Below are 21,649 nucleotides of genomic sequence, written 5' to 3'. Positions count from 1 at the left end.
GCCACACCCATGCCAACCGACACCGCAGTGCCCAACGACGATATTGATCCCATGGTCCGGACCCAGGCCAATGACTGTATCCGAAACCATGTCATTGCCGCGATGGGGGTTGGTCTTGTGCCCTCGTTTCTGCTGGAAGCGGTCGGTGTGACGGGCATCGAAGTCAAGATGATCAGAGATCTTGCCGAGATCTATCGCTTTCCGGTACCAAGCAAGCTGGTTGCCTACAAGGTACTGATTTCCCTGATTGGCTCGGTGGCACCGTTCTTTGTTGCGGCCAAACTGCATGCGGCAGTAAAAACATTACCTATTGTTGGCCATGCGACGTACATCGCGTTCCTGTCCACAACCAACGGTGCAGCCGTTTTTGCCGTGGGCAAGATTTTTCAGCGACACTACGAGTCGGGCGGCACGTTTTTGAGCAGTGACAAAACGGTGTTGCGCAAGCATTTTCGTCAATCGTATGACGAAGGAAAGAACTTCGCGCACACATTAGCCCCTACAGCTCCAGCCTCCTGATTGGGGCATTTTCCATGAATCACACCACCAACCACAAATCCTGGTTCCCGTTCGGCTTCGGCAGTGTGCTGGCCAGTCACCGCCTGTTTTGCTTACCGTTCGCGGGCGGTGGAGCCTCTTTCTTCCTGCCCTGGCGCAAGGCACTTGCGAATCTGGCCGTGGTGCCGGTGCAATATCCGGGCCGCGAAACACGCATGGCCGAGGCTTGCCGTACCGACCTGGCGCAATTGGTCGAAGAACTGGTACAGGCCATCTTGCCACAACTTGACCGTCCGTATTACCTGCTAGGCTATAGCCTGGGGGCCAAGGTCGGTTTTGCCATGTGCCACCGCTTGGCAGCGCTCGGCGCGCCAGCGCCCGACCTGTTTTTGGCGTTGGCCCATGGCGCGCCTGACGTGCCACCTGGTCTACCTGGCGCGTACCGTTTGCCGGATGCCGAGTTCTTTGAGTACGTGCAGCGTTATGGCGGCTTGCCTGACATCGTACTGGGAGATCCCGAACTGATGCGAATGTTGGTGCCGATACTGCGCGCCGATATTGGCCTGGTTGAACATGCCGTGCCAAATCAAGCGCTGACCTGCCCGATTTTGGCGTATGCAGGCAAACAGGATCACGCGGCCGACTCCGTTGCCGTTGGCGGCTGGCGGCGTTTTGCCCAAAACGGTTTTGCCCTCCGCAGTTTTGACGGGGGCCATTTTTTTGCCCGCACAGCGTCTGATTTTCTGCCAACGCTGGCAGGTGATCTGAAGTGCGTTTGATCAAACAGTTGGCTTCCCACTTAAGGCGGGACAGGCAAGGCATCGTCATTTCCGTGCAGGCTGGATGTGATTCCTCTTGGAGCGCCGCAAGGCGTGAATATCGTGGCTCCCGCCACTCCCACGTCTGTAGCGCTGTCTTTGCAAAAAACATAGCTACTCCCGCTTGGTACATAAGGCGTACAGCCAGATTTACCTTGAATTTTGCCCTTCAAAGCGGGGCAAGGCGATGCCAGAAACCACCACGAGGTATCAAAACGGGCCGTTGCCGGGTGTTTTTGCATGGCAAATCGGGCTATAGGCCTTATGGCATAAGCGGGAACAGCTATTGTATCAGGAGCGTTTTGGCTTTGACTGGGAGTATCCCGGAGCTTGTCACAATGCGGTGCTGTCCCACTTTAAGTGGGAAGCCAAACAGTTCAACCGATTCAATCATCCAAGGAGTATTACGATGAAAAAGTATTTGTGCATCAGCGCACTGTTGCTGTTGTCTTCCGGGGCTCACGCTTTTAAATACATTCCAGACAAGGGTTTTGAGGTGAGATTCACCCCGGCAGAAGCGCAAAAACGCCTTGATCCTGTACTGCCACTGTCTAAAAAATACCAAGACACAGCAGAGGTCACTCTGAAAAAAGTCACTGTCGCGGTTCCGGACAATGGCAGCCGGGTTCACGCCAACGCCAGTGCCAGCCTCACCCTGCCAGGCGTGGCAAAGCCGGTGTCAGGGGAATTCAAAGTGGAAACTGGCCTGCACTATGATGGAAAAAATCGCGGTGTCTATCTGATCGATCCGGTGGTTGGCGATGTGCGTATCCCTGGCATCCCCGCAGCACTCACTAACCTGTCGCGCAGCGTGTTGACATTTGCAATGAAGGAATACGCAGCAGCCAACCCGGTGTATATCCTGCCACCTACCCAGAACGAGGGGGAAATTCTCAAACTCGAAGTCAAACAAGTCACGGTGACAGAAGGGCAATTTGTGGTAATTCTGGGTACCAAGTAGTGATTGCAATGACCGAAACACCAGGCAATGACAATCCATACATCCAGGACGGTGTAGCCATCATTGGCATGGCCCTGCGCGTGCCGGGAGCCAGCAATTTACGGCAATTTTGGCAAAATCTGCTTCAGGGCGTTGAATCAACAACCTTTTTCAGCGATGAGCAGTTGCGTGCAGCAGGTGTGCCTGATGCAAGTTTTCGCGATCCCAACTATGTCAAAGCTTGCGGTGTACTGGAAGGCGCGGATTTGTTCGATGCGGGCTTCTTCGACATGCCGCCACGCGAAGCCGAAGTACTCGACCCGCAACATCGGCAAATGATGGAGTGTGCCTGGGAAGCTCTGGAACATGCGGGTTACGCACCTGGAACGAAAGCCGCATCAACGCTGCGCATCGGCCTGTTCGGTGGCGTTGGCCTCAATGGCTACTTGTTACACAACCTTGCAACACGCGACGACTTGATCGAAACCATGGGCGGCTGGCATCTCACCTTGGGCAACGACAAGGATTTTGCGGCTACACGGGTGGCCTACAAGCTTGATCTGCGTGGTCCGGCCATCAACATCAGCACCGCCTGCTCGACCTCACTAGTGTCCACGGTCATGGCTTGCCAAAGTCTCTTGTCCTACCAATGCGACATGGTGGTCGCTGGCGGCTGTTCGATCCATCTGCCGCAAGACCAGGGTTATTGGTTTCATCCTGGCGGAACCCTGTCGCCCGACGGTCATTGCCGTGCCTTCGATGCCGCCGCGCAAGGCACGCTGGATGGCAATGGCGTGGCGATGGTGGTGCTCAAGCGCCTGGAAGATGCGGTGGCTGATGGCGACACCATTCATGCGGTGATTCGCGGTTTTGCGGTGAACAACGATGGCGCTCTCAAGGTCGGCTATACCGCTCCCAGCGTAGAAGGCCAGTCTGCAGTGATTCGCGAAGCGTTGCAAATGGCCGATATCGCTGCCGACAGCATCGGCTATGTAGAAACCCACGGTACCGGTACTGATCTTGGTGATATGGTCGAAATCACGGCGCTCACCGAAGCATTTCGCGCCAGCAGTCAGCGCAACAACTATTGCGCACTGGGGTCGGTCAAAACCAATATTGGCCACCTTGACACCGCTGCCGGCGCTGCCAGCCTGATCAAGACGGCTTTGAGTCTGTCACACGCGCAGATTCCACCTTCGTTACATTTCAAGCAACCATCACCTCGTTTGGGGCTTGAAACCAGCCCGTTTTATGTCAATGCCATGTTGCGGCATTGGCCCGACCAGCACGGAACACCGCGTCGTGCTGGAGTCAGTTCTTTTGGCATTGGCGGCACCAATGCGCACGTGGTGCTTGAAGAAGCTGCGCCACCGTTGCCGGACGGCGGCACCCAGCGGCCGTGGAGCATACTGCCGCTGGCAGCACGTAGCGACACTGCCCTGAATGCCAATGCCCAGCGACTTGCCGATTATTTGCGCGATACGCCATTGAGCACTTTCGCCGATGTCGTCTATACGCTGCAATGCGGTCGCCGCGCCTTCCGCCAACGACAGGCACTGGTAGCGCGAGATGCGACCGAGGCTCTTTCACTCTTAAGCGACACCCATCAGAAGTCCCAAGCCGAACAACGCCCACGTGCCCATGCACCGGAACGCCCACCGACCGTGGTGTTCCTGTTTCCCGGTCAGGATGCCTACTACGATGGTATGGCGCGCGAACTGTATCGCGATGAACCCTTGTTCCGACGCGAAGTGGACCGCTGCGCTGCAATAGCCCGTACCAAGCATGGCGTCGATATCGTTGCGAGCTTACAGGGGAGCAAAAACACGGGTTTCGATACCACCCCCGAGGCCTTGTTGCTTTTTGTCGTCGAATATTCGCTAGCGCGCTTCTGGTTGGCGCTCGGTGTCAAGCCGCAGGCGATGTTGGGTTACAGCCTGGGTGAATATGTCTGTGCCTGTTTGGCTGACGTGATCGAACTCGAAGACGCGATGATGCTGGCAGTGGTCGGTTCGCGCTTGTTGTCGGTACTGACACCAGGGCCAGTGGTAGCCGTTTCGCTACCCGAACACACAGTACGTTCTTTGTTAACGCCGGGCGTTGGATTAGCCATAGTCACCGCGCCACGCCAATGCGTTGTTGGTGCCCGCGATGATGCATCCATGCGCATTTTCAAGCAACGCCTGGAAGAACAAGGTGCCAGTTATATCGATGTCCCGCTCGGCTATCCGTTTCACACGGAATTCATGGAGCCGTTTATTGCACCGTATCGGATTGAACTGCAAAAGGTACGATTTAAACCGCCCACAATTGCATATATGTCCTGTGTTACGGGCGATTGGATACGTGCGGAAGAAGCCATTGACCCCGATCATTACATCCGGCTGGCTGGGCAAACATTGAATCTGGTGCGGGGATTTGAAGGCATTTTCGGCATCAAGGATGCCGTTTTGCTTGAAGTCAGTCCAGGGCGTATCATGACCACATTTTCACTGATGCAAAGCGGACGACCTGCCAATCTGGATTCGGTGGCCTGCATGCGCGATCCACGCTTTACCGTCGCATTAACGCCGGGCTTTACGACCAAACCCGGTGGAATTGACGAACAAGGCTATCTTACCCAGGCCGTCGCACGCCTGTGGACCCTGGGCGTGGACATCGATTGGGCCCAAATGTACCTGGATGAAAAGCGCCGCCGGATTCCCTTGCCAACCTACGCCTTTGACCATCAACGCTACTGGGCTGATGCGACAAAACGGGAAACCCGCGCATCGGTCGCCTCGCCAGCGGCCAGCCCACAAGTTGGTAAGCTGGTCGATCCGGCGCAGTGGTTTTACTGGCCAAGTTGGCAAGAAGCCCCCTTGCCAGCACCATCCCGCAAAATCGACAAACTGACGGGGCACTGGTTGTTGGCAGGTGGCGGCGATGCCGCAATCCCGTTTGCATCCCTCTTGGCCACGCGTTTGCAAGCTGCCGGAGCGAGCGTTGATATCGCAGTGAATTGCGCCACCTCCAACGCCGCCGGATGGGACTCCGTGCTCAATACACTGGCCGACCAGGGAAAATCCCCGCAGCATATCGTCTATCTGGGACTTCTGACGAACGAAACTGGTGATGACGAACTTTTGCTGGAGTGTGGTTTTTACGCCATCACCGCGCTAGGCCAGGCTCTGGGGCGGCGCATGTTTTCCGAATCAATGGCGATTACGGTCGTGGCCAGCGCCTTATTCCCCGTGGGTGAGTCCCCCATTGCACCGGCCAAGGCGGCTGTGCTCGGACCGCTGCGTGTAATACCCCAGGAGTATCCGAACCTACGCTGCCGAGCGCTGGATATTGGTATCCCCCCACCGCTTAAGTGGCAACGCGAGCGTTTGCTTGATGCCTTGATGGCGGAATGGCATGCCGATGATCGCGCCGTAGTCTTGCGCCCGGGTAAACGCTATGTTGAACGCTTTGAGCCTTTTGTGCTTCCTGAATTGGCCGCCGGACCCCAACCAACATTGCGCGCTGTTGGTGTCTATCTGATTACGGGTGGCCTGGGAAATATCGGCTTGGCCTTGGCGCACCTGATCGCCAGCCATGCGCCCAACGCAAGATTGGTGTTGACCACGCGCCAACCTTGGTTCGACGATGGGACTGGTGAGCGTGTACGCCAAGTGCGGGCACTGCGTGCGTTGGGTGCCACGGTGCGCGTTGTCCGCGTGGATGTAGCCGATGCGAACGCCATGACCGGACTGATTGGCGAAATTGAACGTGACTATGGTGGTTTACATGGTGTTATTCATGCCGCCGGATTGATTGGTGCTGCTTCATTTGCAACGGTTGGCGAAAGCACACGCAGCTTCTGCACGGCCCAGCTAGCCCCCAAACTCCAGGGTGCACGGGTGCTGGAAAAGGCGTTGGGCGAGCGTCCGCTGGACTTTTGCTTGCTGTGTTCCTCGCTCTCGTCGATCCTGGGTGGTTTGGGCTTTACTGGCTATGCAGCAGCGAATGCCTACCTTGATGCTATTGCGCTCGATCACAACCGGCGCCATCCAACGCGCTGGCTCAGCGTCAATTGGGAGGGATGGCGCTTCGAAACAGAAAACATCACAGGGGCTGGTGCCGGTGTTGCCGAACTGGGCCTGACAGCGGATGAGGGTTGCGACGCCTTTTTGCGCATACTCGCTACAGTGGATTGCGACCGCATCGTCGTCTCCACTGGCAATCTAACGCAACGCATTCATCAATGGATTGATCTGACACCTGCAGTCGATACACCGATTGCTGCCTCTACCCGGCATGCCCGCCCGGCAACCTTGGGCGCGTATGTCGCACCCGACAATGCCACTGAGGAAGAAGTGGCCCGTCTGTGGCAGCGCCTGCTGGGTATTGATGGCATCAGCATTCACGACAGTTTTTTTGAACTCGGTGGCAATTCGCTGTTACTCACCCAATTGCTGGCGCAGTTGCGCAAGACATTCCGCCTGGAGCTTTCCTTGACATCACTTTTTGAGCGACCGACGATTGCTGATACGGCAACTCTCATTGAAGCAACGCGCGCGCAACGGGATACTTTGGCAACAAGCGAAGACCGGGAAGAAGGGGAGATCTAGGCATGATTCATCTGATTGGTCTGGCACTGTACGCCGCAACCGTCAGCGGTGTTGCTGCTTACAAGAAATCTATCGCCAGGAAGAAGCAAACCGAGTCCAACCATCCACCGCAATCGACCGCACTGGCAACCATTAGTGCAGAAGAAGAGGAGGCGAAGGCACGGGAGGCCCAGAACAAGGAGGAAGAAGCAGCAATGGATCGTTACCTGGCCTATGGTGGAACGGCCTTTGCGCTTTCTGCTGCCGGATTGTTCTTATATCCACCACTGGGACTGGTCAGCGTGATTCCGTTGGCGCTGGCGAGCGAGTCCATGTTTCAGGAACTTGTTCGGCGAATCAAGAACCGCGAAAAGAACATCGTCTACCTGGACACCATCGGTATCCTTATGGGCATCGGCACCGGCTTCTATGCCCTGAGCGCCCTGACGCAGTGCTTTTACATCGGCTCGCAGAAGATGCTGCTCCAGACCCGCGATAGAACCCATAAGCGCTTTGCCAATCTGTTTACCTCGAAACAGCAGGATGTCTGGCTGTTGAAGGATGGTGCAGAAATCTGCGTCAAGCTCGACACACTCCAGATCGGAGACCTGATCGTCGTCAATACCGGCGAAATTGTCCCGGTCGATGGTGTCATCGTTCACGGTCTGGTAACCATCGACCAGCACATGCTAACTGGTGAATCGCAGCCAGAGGAAAAAGCCGTTGGCGATCGAGTTATGGCAACGACCTTGGTGGTAGCGGGACGGGTTACCGTGAAAATTGAACAAGCCGGCGCGGACACCATTGCTGCCAACATTGCCCTCGCGCTTGATCGGACGGAATCCTACATCAGCGACATCCAGACCCACGGGGAAGTTGTCGCCAACAACAGCATTACTCCGACTGTCGCACTCAGCGGCATTGCCCTGGTGGCACGTGGTTCTTATGCCTGCGGATTGGCGTTAAGCTCCAACTTCTCCGAAGTCATGCGCGTCATGCAGCCAATGACCATGCTCAATTTCCTGCATCTAGCCTCCAGTGGTGGCGTGTTGGTAAAGGACGGACGATCGCTTGAACAATTGCAAACCATAGACACTGTGGTGTTCGACAAGACCGGCACACTTACCAGTGGTGAGCCGCATGTAATGCGGGTTTTTCCCTGCGATGGTTATTCCGAAGACGAAATCATCCACTTTGCCGCCACCGCTGAATTTCGCCAAAGCCATCCTATTGCCCGCGCGGTCCAAGCCGTAGCACGGGATCGTGGCATTGACCTGCACTCGGTGGACGAAGCCGAATACCATATCGGCCTGGGCCTGTCGGTCAAGGTTGCCGGTCGTCACATCAAAGTTGGCAGCCGTCGCTTCATGGTGCATGAGGGAGTGCTCCTGGATGACTGGTTTACCCCGATGGAAAACTCTGCGCACCAGGCTGGACACTCACTGCTTTGTGTGGCAGTGGACGACCGCCTTGCCGGAGTGCTGGAATTGGCCCCAACCCTCCGCCCCGAAACGGTTACGGTCATCCATCGTCTGCAGAAACGTGGTTTGCGTGTTCTCATTCTTTCAGGCGATCATGTCGAACCAGTGCGCAAACTTGCCGCCGATCTCGGCGTGGATGAGTTTTATGCCCAGACTCTGCCGGAGGAAAAGGCTGCGGTCATCGAACGCCTGCACGCAGAAGGGCGGCGCGTCTGTTTCGTGGGCGACGGTATCAACGACTCCATCGCTCTAAAGCGTGCTGCAGTGTCCGTATCAATTCAGGATGGTTCTGACATTGCCCGCGACAGCGCGCAGATTGTGCTGATGGGAGGCAATCTGCTGCAACTGCTGGATGTCATCGAACTGGCCGAACAATACAACCGTCAGCACAAAATCACCACGGCTGCCGTTGCCATCCCCAGTTTCGCCAGCATGGGTGGGGTTCTGCTATTTGGACTGGGTATGCCCTACGTTTTGGCACTTTATATGGCAAGCGCGGCAGCGGGAGTCACCGTCGCCACCTTGCCGCTGCTGCGAGGACACAAACCAACCCATGCACCGTTATCTTCACAGGAAAACGAAGACACCCTGCAGTAGTCAGGGAAGCAGTTGGTCTGGTGGTACCGACCATGATTTGGCGTCGAATAGTTGCTGATAGAAGCGGTTTTGCCGAAAGCGACGCTTGTAGAGAGTTGACTCGTACGCAAACGCAATCACCTCCCCGTTGCCTTTAATGATCTTCCCATCAATCAGGTACTCGGGACGGAAGTTGTCTTCGCTCAAGTGTGTATGGTTGACAAAGGCAATGCGATCGCCCGGATTCAGCATGGTTGGCTGGTCCAACACGGGTAAGAAAAGCGGCCACCAACTGCTGACATCCGTCAGACTGTTGATTACCAGCCCCTTGCCCGGGTTTAGCTCGATCCACAATAAAAGACCGTCCATTCTGCCGGACTGGGTCACTTCCAAAACCACCTCCTGCCGCCATTCTTCCGGCAGATAATCTTGGAAGTTCAGGTCTTCGAAGATGCCTGCGTCTGACAGCAGGTGGCTGACTGGAAAATGTTCGATCCACACCCGCAGATCTACCGGATGGCCGACCTGGCGGAAAATGTCTGCTGCATCGGCCTGGGCTTGTGCACAAAAGTGGGGGTGATCCGCAAATGGGGCAGGCAGGGCGGCAGCGGCCACTTTGGTCACGCAGCGGTACGGAATTACAACCCCATCCGGCTTCAAAAAGCGCCGACCACCATTCAGGATGGTCACCACGCCTTCGGAACTGCCTATCATTCCAATCACCTCCGACACACTCACATCCACCTGTTCCGGCAATTGTATCTGCCGGGCATCCCCTAAGTGGAGCATGATCCGGTCTGCCAATCCCAAGGCATCCACGCGATTTTTTGCCTTTTGGTAAGCATCCACGCCGACTTCAATGGCATGGACGCGCTTGGCACCGGCTTCAATACACATGCGTGCCAACACCAGGTCTGGACCGGTGCCAATATCCACGGCTACCTTGTCTTTCACGAAGCGATGTATCGCCCGCAGGTATTGCTCCTTGCGAAAGTCGTCGTCGGTCATTATCTGGTAGGAAATTTCGTCAAAAATGCCATAGTCCGATACACAAGGCCACAACCTGACCTGGTTTTCCCAGATCCGTCGGTCCACTGGCGTGGATGGCTGGGTGTTTGACTGCAAATGTTCATCCTGGTGCATTTCTTGGCCTTGGTTGATAAGTTACAAATAATTCGGCGACTCAGGCTATCATGGCCGCTGAACCCAGCTCCGATAGGGTGGAAAAATGGCTGGCGCAGGTATCGTCATCGCGCAAATGGTAAGGGTCAGGCAAGGACGTGACGCACACGGCGCATGGAATCAAGACCCCACTTCGTTTTGCTACTTCATGGGCAAGTGCCACCTCCGCCAGGTCTTCCATGCCCATCACCCCTGGCTGGTTAAGGACGGAAAAATAAAGTTTCAAATCGTTTTCGCGGGATTTGGTATCCGCCTTTTTCAGCTCCGGCACACCAGGCATATCGAACCGAACCTTGGCCATCTGTTCGGCGCTCCAGGTCTGCTGCATGAAGGCTTGCAGGCCGGCGACGTACTGATCCAGGGCAGCATGCAGCCCGGGAAGTTCCTGCCCCAACAGGGTTTCAAAGTGCATGATGTAGCCGTGATAATCATTTACGGGCAGGGTGTAATGCACCGTTTCCACGCTGGGGAAACGGGCCAGCAGTTGCGATTGCCAGGCGATGAGCAGACGGTGGTAGCGTCCCGGCTGGGTGGGAATCTGGATCGCAGTGATTGGGCGGCGCCGCTGCTGAACCATCGTCTTGATACGGTTAAGGTCACCGGGCAAGGCCAGCGACAAGGGTCGGGGCTCGGCTTGTCCCGGCGCGGCAGCAAAATGCACGCACCAGGCAGCGGTGTACAGGCAAGTGCCACCCAGAATGACTTTAGGCTCGAAAGTGGGGCGAAATGGCCAATAACCTTCGCACAAGGTCGGGCTCGAAGCCATCAGGCGCAAAGCCGGGTGCTCGTGCGTGACATCATGCTCCTTGTCAGCGAGAAATACCGGGCTGGCGTCGGCTGCCGCCAGCCGGGTGATGCGCCAACCACCATACGCGCTGCCTGCCTTTGCGCTCATACCTTTGCTCCGGTGGTGGTATTGTCAAAACGCACGAGATGCTCGCGCCGCAGACTGCGGGCATTGTCCGGATAGGGAGCAATCGGCAAGCCGGCACGAAAGCAGATGATGGGCAATTCCGCACTGGTAAAACCGAACATCCGTTGCAATACCGCATAGCCACGGGCCAGTTCAGGAATGACGGCTGCATAACGTAAATGCCCCTGATGCAGGGTATAGACGATCGAAGTCAAATTGGTCATGATCTGAAAGCCGTAGCCTCGAAGATTAAGCAACAGCCAAGCCCGTAAGGCCAGACGACCAGCGGCAGCCAAGTCTTGTGCTTGTCCGGACGCAACCGTAACGCAGCCGACGCAGGCACCATCGTCATAATGTTTCGGGCTGGGGTTGCCCGAATCGTCAAAAAGAAATTCTTCCAGCCGCATCATCCAGGCAGGAAACCAGTCCAGGGCAATGCCTAGCCACCATAGCCGCGATTGCAGCCAATGATAACGGCGCTGGGGATAACGCAAAAATGAACGCCATGGCAGGCCATCCCGGCTGTTTTGCATCGCCTTGTCCGTGAAACGCACCCAGCGCATGAAATCTTGGCGTACCTCGGGGATCTGGAACAACCATTCGTCGCCCCAGCGGCTTTGTTGCAAGAATTCCCAAGAATACTGATTGCTCAGATAAAGCGATGCACAGCTGATGCCAGCCGCATCCTCGCGTACTTCCTGGAACACCGGATCAGCCAGATTGCCACCAGCAAAGCGACGGCGATCGCTATGGCGCAAACCCAGGCCTGCGGACAGGGGCGCGGCAGCGCGTCCATCGTACTGTAGCGTCGCCCGTAACCAGGGCTGGCTATCGTTACGATTTACAAGAAAATATTCCGCATGGCTGGCGTAACCCTCGGTACTGGCTGCCAAGTCAATGGCTTCGGCCATCATGCCAATTCCCACCACCGCCAGATCATCCGGAAATTCGCCGATACGATCGCGTTCGCCGTGGTGGAATACTTCCAGGGTGAGGCCACGCACCACAATCTCCCAGGGTTGTGAGTTTTCGGGTGAAGGCAGATATCGCACCAAACCGAGCAAACGGGTCAGTGAGGCAATATGTTCGGGTGGGGTCATGATTGGAAATCGATTCTGTCGCAAGACAGAAATGGTCAATGGTCTATAGCGTAAGTGTGATGGAAAGATACATTTGTTATTGGCAGGTTTATCCAACAATTTTAATTTCATGTATAAACGGGCCTGGAAGATACCCGAGATGAGCGTTTCGATTTTGAATCATTTTTTATCCCGATAAGGAAGCCTTGATGAAAACAGAGAAGAAATTTCGTTTTAAACACTTGGCCGTTGCCTCTACGCTGGCGCTTAGTGTGCCGATCCTGGGCCATGCGGACATCCTTTACGGCGATTTTTACGAATCCTGGATGGCAGGAACCACCAATTACGACCAATGCCTGACCAACTACACCACCAAATCCGGCAAATCCGGCCAACAAAATGATGCCTGCTGGATGTACTATGGCGCCTCGAAATTTTTCAATGGTAACGCCACCGCGCCATCGAAAGGTGTCACGGTCTGGATTGACCAGGGTCATTACAACTTCCATCGGATAGATGATAAAAATCCCACATCATCCAAGGATGGGGATGCAAAGCGCTACATTGCCTTTGCCAAGTTACTGGAGAATGACGGCTACGCTGTCGATGCCCTCAGAACCACCTTTACCTGGGTTGATGCCAACAACGACGGCGTGTGCGATGGTGGCACACTGTGTGGCAAGAAGGTTCTGGTCATTGCCAACCCCTTGCACCTGAGTGACACTCCTGAAACCAACTGGGTTGACCCCATTTATAGCGCGTACACCCCAGACGAAATCGCAGCCATCAAAAATTGGGTCAGCTCCGGAGGTTCACTCATGCTGATTGCCGACCACTATCCCTTTCCTGGCTCTGTAGCCGATCTGGGTGCGGCGTTTGGCTTTACCCAGGACAACGGCTACAACTTCGATCCAAACTATAACGATGTTTTCTTGTCCAAGCTCTTTAACAACGAGTTGGCCCAGCGTATCATGCGCCAGGTGGTTAAGAGCACTGATCCTTCGCCGGCTGGTGGTACCGTTACCAACGCCAAGACCGGTGCGGTATCGCCACGCACAGTAAAGGATGACCTGGTTGATGTCGTGCGCCAGGTCATGGTTGCCTTGGGTGCCGAGGTCAACTCGCTGCTCTTTTGGTCTGGTAATCGGCCCAACACCATCAGCAAAGGTTATGCCTATGGTGACGGCTGGCTAGCCGATCACCCCATCACCCGGGGGCGCGCTGGTTTCCCTGCTGAGTCCATTCCCTACGCCACCAGTTTTACGGGCCAAAGCTTCAAGTACGCTGAAACTTCCGGCCAGACCTGCGCACCCCTCATGCAGCTTGGCGAAGGCACTTACAGCCTCCTGCCCCCGGCCCAAGATGCTTATTTTGGTGTTGACAGCAGTGACTCGGAAAATAACATGGTTACTGAAGCACTGACCAACCAAAAGATGCCGAAATACACCGCAGGCTTCTTGTCCACTGCCAACACGGCCCCCCGGACTGATTGCAACGGCTACTTGCAAGGCGCGGCCATTACCCGTGGTACCGGCAAGGTCGTGCTATTTGGCGAGGCCGGCATGTTCACGGCCCAAATTGCTGCCGACATGCGCTCACAAATGGGCTTTAGCAATGTCTTGGCAGGCCCCAACCAGCAATTCGTGCTCAACACCCTGCACTGGCTCGATGGCGCAACGTTGAGCGACAGCAACAAGGCCAGCACGGCTGCTACCAATGTCGGATTGAGCGGCAGTTTGCTGGCCCAGGTTGAAAATTCGGCGCAAGAAAAAGTCTTTACGATGCTCTACAACCAGGCCAAAAAAGCCAACATCAACGACCCGCTGAGTTTTGCCAACCAATATAAGGCCGCTTTGGTCACCAAATACAAGGACTCGCCCTGTGCTTTGGAAGGAATTGCCTTCAAATGCCCTGTTGCGGGTGTGCTACCTGATGCCATGTCAGCCGAAATAGATGCGTTGGTGCTGGCTGCTCAGAAAACCTATGGTGCGGAATATGTGAAGAAGTACGACGGTGCTGGCACAGGCAGTGGTTGCTCGATCGGTAACGGTGATAGCAAGGATCCGACCCTGCCCATCCTCGCTTTCCTGGCCGCAGCCTGGCTGGGAATCAAGCGTCGTCGCGCTTCCTGAGGCTTTCCCCATTGAACATAGGTGACCCAATGAAAACCAGTCTCAACCACTCCATTCCGTTTTACCGCAAGACCTTGTCCATCAGTCTGGCCTTGGCGGCCCCTCTCATCTTCGCTGGCAATGCCCTCGCCATTGGCCTTAACGAGATCACAGCCCTTACCATTAAGAACTCGCCGCAGATCATGACTGCCGGTATCGATGTCAAGCTCAAGGGCGCAGACGTGGATATTGCCCACAAACTGTTTGGCCCCAAGATCGAGTCCTCCTATACCAACACCAACTCTGGCGGTTTTGGCTATCCAAAGGAGCTTGAAAGCCTCAGCTTGGCCAGCCTGACGGGTGGAGCAGTGCCCAGTCCGTCCTTTCTGCCCGACAACATTCGCACCGAGGACTTCAATCTGGCACTGAAAAATATATTTACCAACGGTATCTACACCGAACTGGGGGTCAGCTTTAGCCAGCGCGATGCCGAAAAAGACCGGCTCAACGCCAGTGCTGCCGTCGCAGCACTCAATAATGGCGGCATGGGTGCCAGCATCAATGATTACTTCCCGGTCACCGCCGGCGTACTCAAGTTCGTCATTCGTGTGCCACTCTGGGGCCGCGGTGACTTGGCCGAGGCCATAGGTGACTACGAGTCCAAAAAGCTCAGATATGAAGCTGCCATGGCCAATATGAACCATGCCATCTCCAGCACGCTGGCCAATGCCGTCTATGCCTATTGGGACAATCAGGCTGCCGTCAGCAAATACCAGTTGCGCAAGGAATCGGTAGAACGTGTCGAGCGTTGGGTTGCAAAAGTTGACGAAGTCATCAATGGCATGCCCAACCCGGCCGGTGTACGCACCCAATTTGCCACTGACCTTAACCGCATCGACGGTTTTATGAAAGAAAAACGCAAGGATCTGACCAACGCCAAAACAGACCTGGATCAGAGCCGGGCCAATTTGGCGAATGCCATTGGTGTACCTCTGAGCAAGGCTGTATCCATGGGCGATGCCACCGATGCGCCACCCGATCCCAACAGCATCAATACCAGCCTGGTGGATGCCAAGGCCTGGCACGACAGGGCATTGAGTTCCCGCCTGGACATTCAGGCCCTGAAACTGGAAGACAAGGCTGCTGACGAATTTCTGATGTGGATGACCGACTACGCCAAGCCCGAGTTGAACGTGATCGCTGCCCTGCACCAACAGCGGGCAAACTTTGGCAATGGCAGCAATGGCAGTCTCTCCAATATCTGGAGTGCAGCCAATAGCCCTAGCGGCCACTTGGGCACCACGATCGGTTTGCAAATGAACTGGATACTGGACAAGACAGCCGCCAAGGGACGCATCACCCAGGCCACACTCAATAAAATGAAGAACAAGATATCCCTGGATGGCACCATCCGCAAGGTTGAGGTGGATCTCAAGGGTCTGGCTGACAAGGTGAGCGGAACACTCAACACGGTACAGGCTGCCACACAGTCGGCCAAGGCCTACCAGGAATCGGTCAAGGCCGCCCAGACTGACAAGAGCCAGACGTTCGCTGCTGTTTTTCGGCAATTGGAAATCGAACGCGACTGGATCAACGCCGAGGCTGACCGAATCAACGCCCTTGCAACCCTGGGCAAGGTCGTCGTCGAGGTGCGCCACCAAACAGCCACACTGGTTGAACGAACTGATGACAGCAGCCAAGTCAAGTTAGGCGACATTGTCACACTGCCAGCGAAATGAACGTTTAGCCCGGCCCACCCGATATCCATTGTGGTGGTGCGACGGGCAATTCTTTTGGTTGTGCGCTCTGGCGCTACCGTTCTGGATGCTCTGGCACGGATTGGGTTGGCAAACAACCCAACCGGCTTGGCTCCTGCTATTTGTGGCCCCTGTGCTGGAAGAAATAGTCTTCCGAGGGGCATTGCAGAGTTGGCTATTAGGTCTGCGCAAAGGGCGGCGGCAGCCATTCCCCCCACTGACTTGGGCTAACGCACTGACTTCCATGGCTTTTGCCACCCTGCACGGGCTAAAACAGGGTGGCGTTTTATCTTGGCTAACCTTCTTTCCCAGCCTGGTTTTCGGTTACTGCCGTGAACGATACGGCACCTTGGTGCCCTGCATCGTCCTTCACGCCACCTACAACGCCGGAATATGGTTGTGACCGGCAATCAGCCTCAGCCCCCACGGTTCAGCCGCTTTTCCTTCATCTGCCGGAACGCGTCGCGTTGGCGTTGTGCCGCTTGGCGTGCCGCATTCACTTGCTCAGCACTGGCGTTGGGTAGGGTGGGTGCACTCAGAAACCGGGCCTGCGTGGCCACGGTTGGCAGACGGAAAATCTCCACCGGCGAGAGGTTGCGATCAAACAGTTGTTGCAAACGGTCTCGCAGCGGAATAACCAGCAGGGAATGGCCGCCCAGCTCAAAAAAATTATCATCAACACCCACCCGCTCGACGGCCAACAGTTCACGCCAGATAGCTGCAATCTTGCGCTCGGCATCGTTGCGCGCATCGACAAACCCAGCGCTGGCATCGTTGCGCAAGTTATCTGGCAATGGCAGCGCGGCGCGATCTACTTTGCCATTGTTGTTGAGTGGCAGCGCCTCCAGCACAACGATGGCTCCCGGCACCATGTGCGCCGGCAACACTTCGGCCAGCGCCTGGCGCAAATCACGACTGTCTAGCACCACGCCTGCAACGGGCGCAACGTAGGCGATCAGTCGCATGTCCTGATCCGAGCGGCGCTGGGCAAGGACTACTGCTTCGCGTACACCCTCCCGATGTGCAAGCACGCTTTCGATCTCGCCCAGTTCGATGCGGAAACCCCGCACTTTGACTTGGTTATCAGTGCGTCCAATATACACCAGATTGCCGTCTGACAGGTAGCGCACCACATCGCCGGTGCGGTACAGGCGTGCGCCAGCGCCGCGTGCCAACGCATGGCCAGCCAAACCAGTGGCGGCAATGTTGATAAAACGCTCTGCCGTCAATTCTGCTCGCTGGTGGTAGCCACGCGCCACGCCATCGCCACCAATGTAGAGTTCACCTTTGACACCCACTGGCACGGGCTGGTAATTGCCATCGAGCACATACAACTGCGTGTTGGCAATGGGGCACCCAATGGGGACGGTCGGTAACGTGGTCGCATCAGCAGCGTCCACCGGATCCCCTGCGCGAAAGACGCAGCAGCCCACTACGGTTTCGGTCGGACCGTATTCGTTGATTATCTGGGTGTGGGGGGCATGCTGCAGCCACGGCGCAACATGGCGCTCCAACAAGGCTTCGCCACCCAGCACAACGAAACGGGTCAATCCAGCCAATTGTTCGTGCGGGATCATGGCGTTGAGCAGTTCCAGATGGGCTGGTGTCAACTTCACCAGACTCCATTGCCGCCCCGACTGCAAGGCTGCGCGAATGTGATCGATTTCGGTGCCGCCTTCAGGCAGTATCAGCAGTTCACGACCACTGATCAGTGGCACAAACACGCTGGTGATCGTGGCATCAAAGCTGATCGATGAATGCAGTGGCGCTCCCGCGCCCTGATTGGCCTCGTATCGGCGCATCGCCCAACTCAGGTAATTGACCAAACTGCGGTGTTCAATCAGCGTACCCTTGGGCTTGCCGGTAGATCCAGAGGTATAAATCAGGTAGGCTAGGTTCGCAGCTTGCGCCAGCGGAGATGGGTCGCTGACCGGGAAGGATGTTAAAAATTCGCGCGGCGCATCCGTCAGTATAGACCGTACGTCCGAGGGAAGTGCCAGGCGTGTCACCAAGCTGTTTTGTGTCAGCACCCACGCAACCCCAGCGTCCGCCAGCATGAAATGGATGCGGTGTGGCGGATAGGCTGGATCCAGTGGCAAATAGGCTCCCCCGGCCTTGAGTATGCCCAACAGCGCAATCACCAGCTCCGGCGAGCGTTCCAGGCAAACACCCACCACGACGTCTGGCCCGATACCCTGTGTACGCAGCCAGTGTGCCAACCGGTTGGCTGCGGCGTTCAGATCACCGTAGCACAGTGCCTGATCACCACAGCGAACAGCTACCGCTTCGGGTTGGCGTGCAGCCTGTGCTTCGAACAACTGGTGCGCGGCAGCCTCACGCGGGTAATCTGTGGTGGTGTCATTCCACACAACCAACTGCTGGTGCAAAGCGGCAGCATCCAGTAGCGGCAGACGATCCACCCGCTGCTCGGGCGTGTCAACAATGCCCTGCAGCAAGGTCATGAAATGGTGCAAATAGTGTGCAATCGTGTCCTCGTCAAAAAGATCACGACTAAAGTCGCACTCAGCAATCATGGCGTTGCCGATTTCGGTCAGATTCAAGGTCAACGCAAAGACGGTGTGGGCAATGGGCTGCGTCAGCCAGGCTACGTTGATGCCAGGCGCCTGTGGCGCCTCACCCGGTCGATCCAAGTTAAACACGGCTTGTACCAGATTGCCCCGGCGCTGTTTGAATGGTGCTTGCTCAATCAACTCAGCATAGGGGTAATCGGCATGCTGGTAGCCTTGGAGCAAGGTGTCGCGCATGCCTTTCAGATAACTTGTAAAGCTTTGCTGCCATTGCAGTTTGCTGCGAATCGGAATCAGATGCGTGCAATACCCGACCAAGCGATCAGCGCCGTCCATTTTGCGTCCGGCAACAGGCATGCCGACAATGACCTCCTCTTGCTGGCACAAGCGGTGCAGCCACAAGGCATAGGCCGACAGCAGCGTCATGAAATGCGTGCAGTTTTGCGCCCGGCTCAGGGCCTTGAGCTGGGCCAGCAAAGCCTCTGGCACCGGCAAGCTGCAACGCCCACCGGCAAAGCTGCGCACCGGAGGTTCAGGTCGGTCGGTGGGGAGTTCCAGCACCGGCAGTTCCCCGGATAACTGCTTCAACCAATAGGCTTTTTGCGCCTCAAGATTGGCCTGGCGCAGCCAGTCAATGTAATCGCCAATCTGACGTGGCGACAGCAGGTTCGCCTCCACCCCTTTGAGCGCCGCAGCATAAAGTGCCAGCAGTTCCTGCACCAGCAGGTTAATCGACAATCCATCAGCGATGATGTGGTGTGCTTTCAACATCAACCGATGGTGATCAGTACCCAAAGCATACAGATGCACCTCGAACAAGGGGCCACGCGCCAAGTCAAACGGCGTACTGGCATGCTGACACAGTGCGTCAGCCAGTGCCTGATCGGAGTGGGTCGCAGTGGACAGATCAACGTAACGCAGGCCCACATCTCCCAGCACCTCCAGTGACAGAACACGCTGACTGTCACCCGCAATGACACAGCGCAACGCATCGTGCCGACGCATCAGGGCCCGTACCGCAGTGGTCAACGCCGCCGGTTGCACCGGGCCGTCCAGGCGCAACATAGGACTGACATGGTAGGCCATCGAACCTTCGGGCGACAATTGCGCCAGCAAGGCCAGTTGCCGCTGCGCGGTAGAAAGCGGAACGAGCGGCGCGGTGCCTGTGGCTGGTTGGCTGAGGGGAGACAAAAAGCCTCCGGCACGCATGGCACTCACCGATGCCTTCACCGCCTCGATGATGCAGTCGACATCGGCGTCGGTATGTGCCGTTGACAAAAAGTAATTGCGCCATTCCCAAATAAAAATACCCCGAACCATCATGTGGTAGAACAGCAGTTCCAGATTCGTCGAAAACGCGAAACGGAACTGCGAACCGAAATGCACGACGCGGATCGGCACTTCCTCACGATCGAAGTATTCATTGAGCTCGGCGGCAAGGCGATCAGTGCGGCGATTCAATGCTTGCTGTAGCGTCGGCCCCTGGGCTTTAAGGTAGCGCAAGGTAGCCAGTGTCGCAATCATGGCTGCGGGATGTTGGCAAAAGGTGCCGCCAAAGATGGTGCGATCGGCTATCGGGTAGCTGGCATCGCCAAACTGCCAGGCACCGCCATCGATGGCGTCCATGAAGCGCGCCTTACCAGCCACAACGCCGATCGGCAGACCACCGGCAATGACCTTGCCATAGGTGGCGATGTCAGCCTGAACACCAAACAGAGCCTGCGCCCCGCCCGGATGCACACGAAATCCCGTAATCATTTCATCGAAAATCAGCGCCGTGCCACTCGCCTCAGTAATCTGGCGCAAAGTCTTGAGAAACGCGACGGGTTGCAGGTCGGGGCGACGACTTTGTATCGGCTCCACCACCACCGCAGCCAGTTCGGCACCGTGTTTGCGAATGTAAGCCAGGGCCTCGTCGCTGCCATATTCCAGCAACAGCAGATCATCCACCGCTCCCTGCGTAATGCCAGGTGCAACGGGTGCACTGGACAAGACACCATCCTGCCAGACGGGTCGCCCCATCACATTGTCCGAATGGCCGTGGTAGGCATTGTCGAATAACACGATTTTGTTGCGTTTGGTCGTCGCACGTGCCAGCCGCAAGGCTGCCATCACCGCTTCGGTACCGCTGTTGGTAAACGTGGCCCGCTCCAGGCCGGTTAATTCACAAATGAGCTCGGCTGCCTCACCCGCCTGCGGCGGACGTGGGCCCAGCAGCAAAGTATCGTTATCCGGATCAGCCAGTGCTGCTTCAACAAAGTCCGGATGGTGGCCAAACAGCGTCACCCCCTGCCCCATGGTAATGTCGATGTATTCGTTACCATCCACATCCCAAATGCGGGCTCCGCGCGCCTTGGCACCGGTGATCGGGTACAGCATCTCCTTGGTGGTGAAGCGAAATCCCACCGCCGCACGGCTGTCGGCCAGAACCGGGCGAAAGCGCGCTGTCAATTCTTTGGATCGTCGGGTGCGGGACGTGTAAAGCGAGATGAGTTCTTCCAGATGTCGGCTCTGCTGTTCACTCAAACCACGCGCGCGAATTTCGAGCGGCGAGAGCATGCGGTGCGCCACCACCGCCGATGCAGGCTTGGAAGCCGCCTTGACCGGTTCGACCGGGGGATCAACCGCAGTGGCCGGCTTGTTTGCTATGGTAGTAGCTGCATTGGCAGGTTTGGCGGGGCTCAGCCCCATTTCACCCAAGAATTGCAATTGCTGGGCAACCACCTGGTTAATGGCCCGTGCGGCAGTTTGGATTTGCTGGGTCAGCAACGATTCCAGTTCACCGCTGGTAGCACTGCCCAAAGCGGTGCTGCCCTGGTTCCAGGCGGTGACATCGGGCAGAGGCAGCGCTGCCGCAGCGGGTGACAATGGGACGCTCGGCGCTGGTGCGTTGGTGCTGGCGGGTACCACCTGGTTTTTGACAATGTAGGCCGCCAATGCGTCCATGGTCGTCAGTTCCTCAAAGAACTGCGGAATCGACACCGTGATCCCGTAATTGGCTTCGACCGCACGCTGTACTTCCATGAGCACCAATGAATTGGCACCCATTTCGAGAAACGGGATGTGCATGTCGGCCTCGGTCGGTGCGGTAGGCAAGGCCTTGGCCATGAATCCGCGCAAAACCGCGTCAACGGCAGAGCGATCGGCACGACCGGCTGGTGGGGGGGGGACATCCATGATGCAATGCTCCGG

12 protein-coding genes are annotated in these 21,649 nt (G+C 56.5%); 8 read left to right on the top strand and 4 right to left on the bottom strand.

The annotated features are described in order from the left end of the window. The first annotated feature begins 9 nt into the window (after nucleotides 1-9). The 5 genes from ACOYNV_RS05320 (at nucleotide 10) to ACOYNV_RS05300 (ending at nucleotide 8,908) form a co-directional block, all read left to right on the top strand. Nucleotides 10-519, top strand: a complete 510-nt coding sequence (locus tag ACOYNV_RS05320; protein ID WP_422898713.1) for a YcjF family protein — start codon at nucleotides 10-12, stop codon at nucleotides 517-519. A 14-nt stretch (nucleotides 520-533) separates the two neighbouring features. Continuing rightward, nucleotides 534-1,277: a thioesterase II family protein gene (locus tag ACOYNV_RS05315; RefSeq protein WP_422898712.1), complete on the top strand. Its 744-nt coding sequence runs from the start codon at nucleotides 534-536 to the stop codon at nucleotides 1,275-1,277. Nucleotides 1,278-1,602: 325 nt separating this feature from the next. Beyond that, nucleotides 1,603-2,277: a DUF1439 domain-containing protein gene (locus ACOYNV_RS05310; RefSeq protein ID WP_422898711.1), complete on the top strand. Its 675-nt coding sequence runs from the start codon at nucleotides 1,603-1,605 to the stop codon at nucleotides 2,275-2,277. An 8-nt stretch (nucleotides 2,278-2,285) separates the two neighbouring features. Then, entirely contained in the window at nucleotides 2,286-6,851 is a 4,566-nt protein-coding gene (locus ACOYNV_RS05305; RefSeq protein WP_422898710.1) for a beta-ketoacyl synthase N-terminal-like domain-containing protein, read from the top strand. Between the two features lie 2 nt (nucleotides 6,852-6,853). Beyond that, nucleotides 6,854-8,908, top strand: coding sequence for a heavy metal translocating P-type ATPase (locus ACOYNV_RS05300; RefSeq protein ID WP_422898709.1), 2,055 nt, complete (start codon nucleotides 6,854-6,856; stop codon nucleotides 8,906-8,908). On the opposite strand, the gene ACOYNV_RS05295 is transcribed toward ACOYNV_RS05300, so the two are convergent. From ACOYNV_RS05295 to ACOYNV_RS05285, 3 genes are read right to left on the bottom strand one after another with little or no spacing between them, the layout of a single operon-like run. After that, entirely contained in the window at nucleotides 8,909-10,030 is a 1,122-nt protein-coding gene (locus ACOYNV_RS05295; protein ID WP_422898708.1) for an SAM-dependent methyltransferase, read from the bottom strand. A 40-nt stretch (nucleotides 10,031-10,070) separates the two neighbouring features. Continuing rightward, the gene (locus ACOYNV_RS05290) at nucleotides 10,071-10,964 is read right to left on the bottom strand and encodes a hypothetical protein (RefSeq protein ID WP_422898707.1); all 894 of its coding nucleotides are present in this window, start codon (nucleotides 10,962-10,964) and stop codon (nucleotides 10,071-10,073) included. Continuing rightward, complete coding sequence (locus ACOYNV_RS05285) at nucleotides 10,961-12,193, bottom strand: hypothetical protein (RefSeq protein WP_422898706.1); 1,233 nt, start codon at nucleotides 12,191-12,193, stop codon at nucleotides 10,961-10,963. Before ACOYNV_RS05285 ends, ACOYNV_RS05290 begins: the two co-directional genes overlap by 4 nt. A gap of 77 nt (nucleotides 12,194-12,270) precedes the next feature. Here ACOYNV_RS05285 and ACOYNV_RS05280 point away from each other — a divergent pair, with 77 nt between their 5' ends. The 3 genes from ACOYNV_RS05280 to mrtJ all read left to right on the top strand — a co-directional run bounded on the left by ACOYNV_RS05280 (nucleotide 12,271) and on the right by mrtJ (nucleotide 16,332). Further along, on the top strand, nucleotides 12,271-14,193 hold the full coding sequence (locus ACOYNV_RS05280; protein ID WP_422898705.1) for a JDVT-CTERM domain-containing protein: 1,923 nt from the start codon (nucleotides 12,271-12,273) through the stop codon (nucleotides 14,191-14,193). Nucleotides 14,194-14,222: 29 nt separating this feature from the next. Further along, on the top strand, nucleotides 14,223-15,911 hold the full coding sequence (locus ACOYNV_RS05275) for a TolC family protein (RefSeq protein WP_422898704.1): 1,689 nt from the start codon (nucleotides 14,223-14,225) through the stop codon (nucleotides 15,909-15,911). A gap of 85 nt (nucleotides 15,912-15,996) precedes the next feature. Next, nucleotides 15,997-16,332 carry a JDVT-CTERM system glutamic-type intramembrane protease MrtJ gene (mrtJ, locus tag ACOYNV_RS05270; protein ID WP_422898703.1) on the top strand — a complete coding sequence of 112 codons (336 nt, stop codon included), beginning with the start codon at nucleotides 15,997-15,999 and terminating at the stop codon, nucleotides 16,330-16,332. A gap of 13 nt (nucleotides 16,333-16,345) precedes the next feature. Here the strand turns inward: mrtJ and ACOYNV_RS05265 are convergent, their stop codons facing one another. Beyond that, nucleotides 16,346-21,634, bottom strand: coding sequence for an amino acid adenylation domain-containing protein (locus tag ACOYNV_RS05265; RefSeq protein WP_422898702.1), 5,289 nt, complete (start codon nucleotides 21,632-21,634; stop codon nucleotides 16,346-16,348). Nucleotides 21,635-21,649 lie beyond the last annotated feature (15 nt).

The sequence above is a fragment of the Propionivibrio sp. genome, assembly GCF_049316945.1.
Classification (GTDB): domain Bacteria; phylum Pseudomonadota; class Gammaproteobacteria; order Burkholderiales; family Rhodocyclaceae; genus Propionivibrio.
This window is presented reverse-complemented; position numbering and strand designations above follow the sequence as displayed.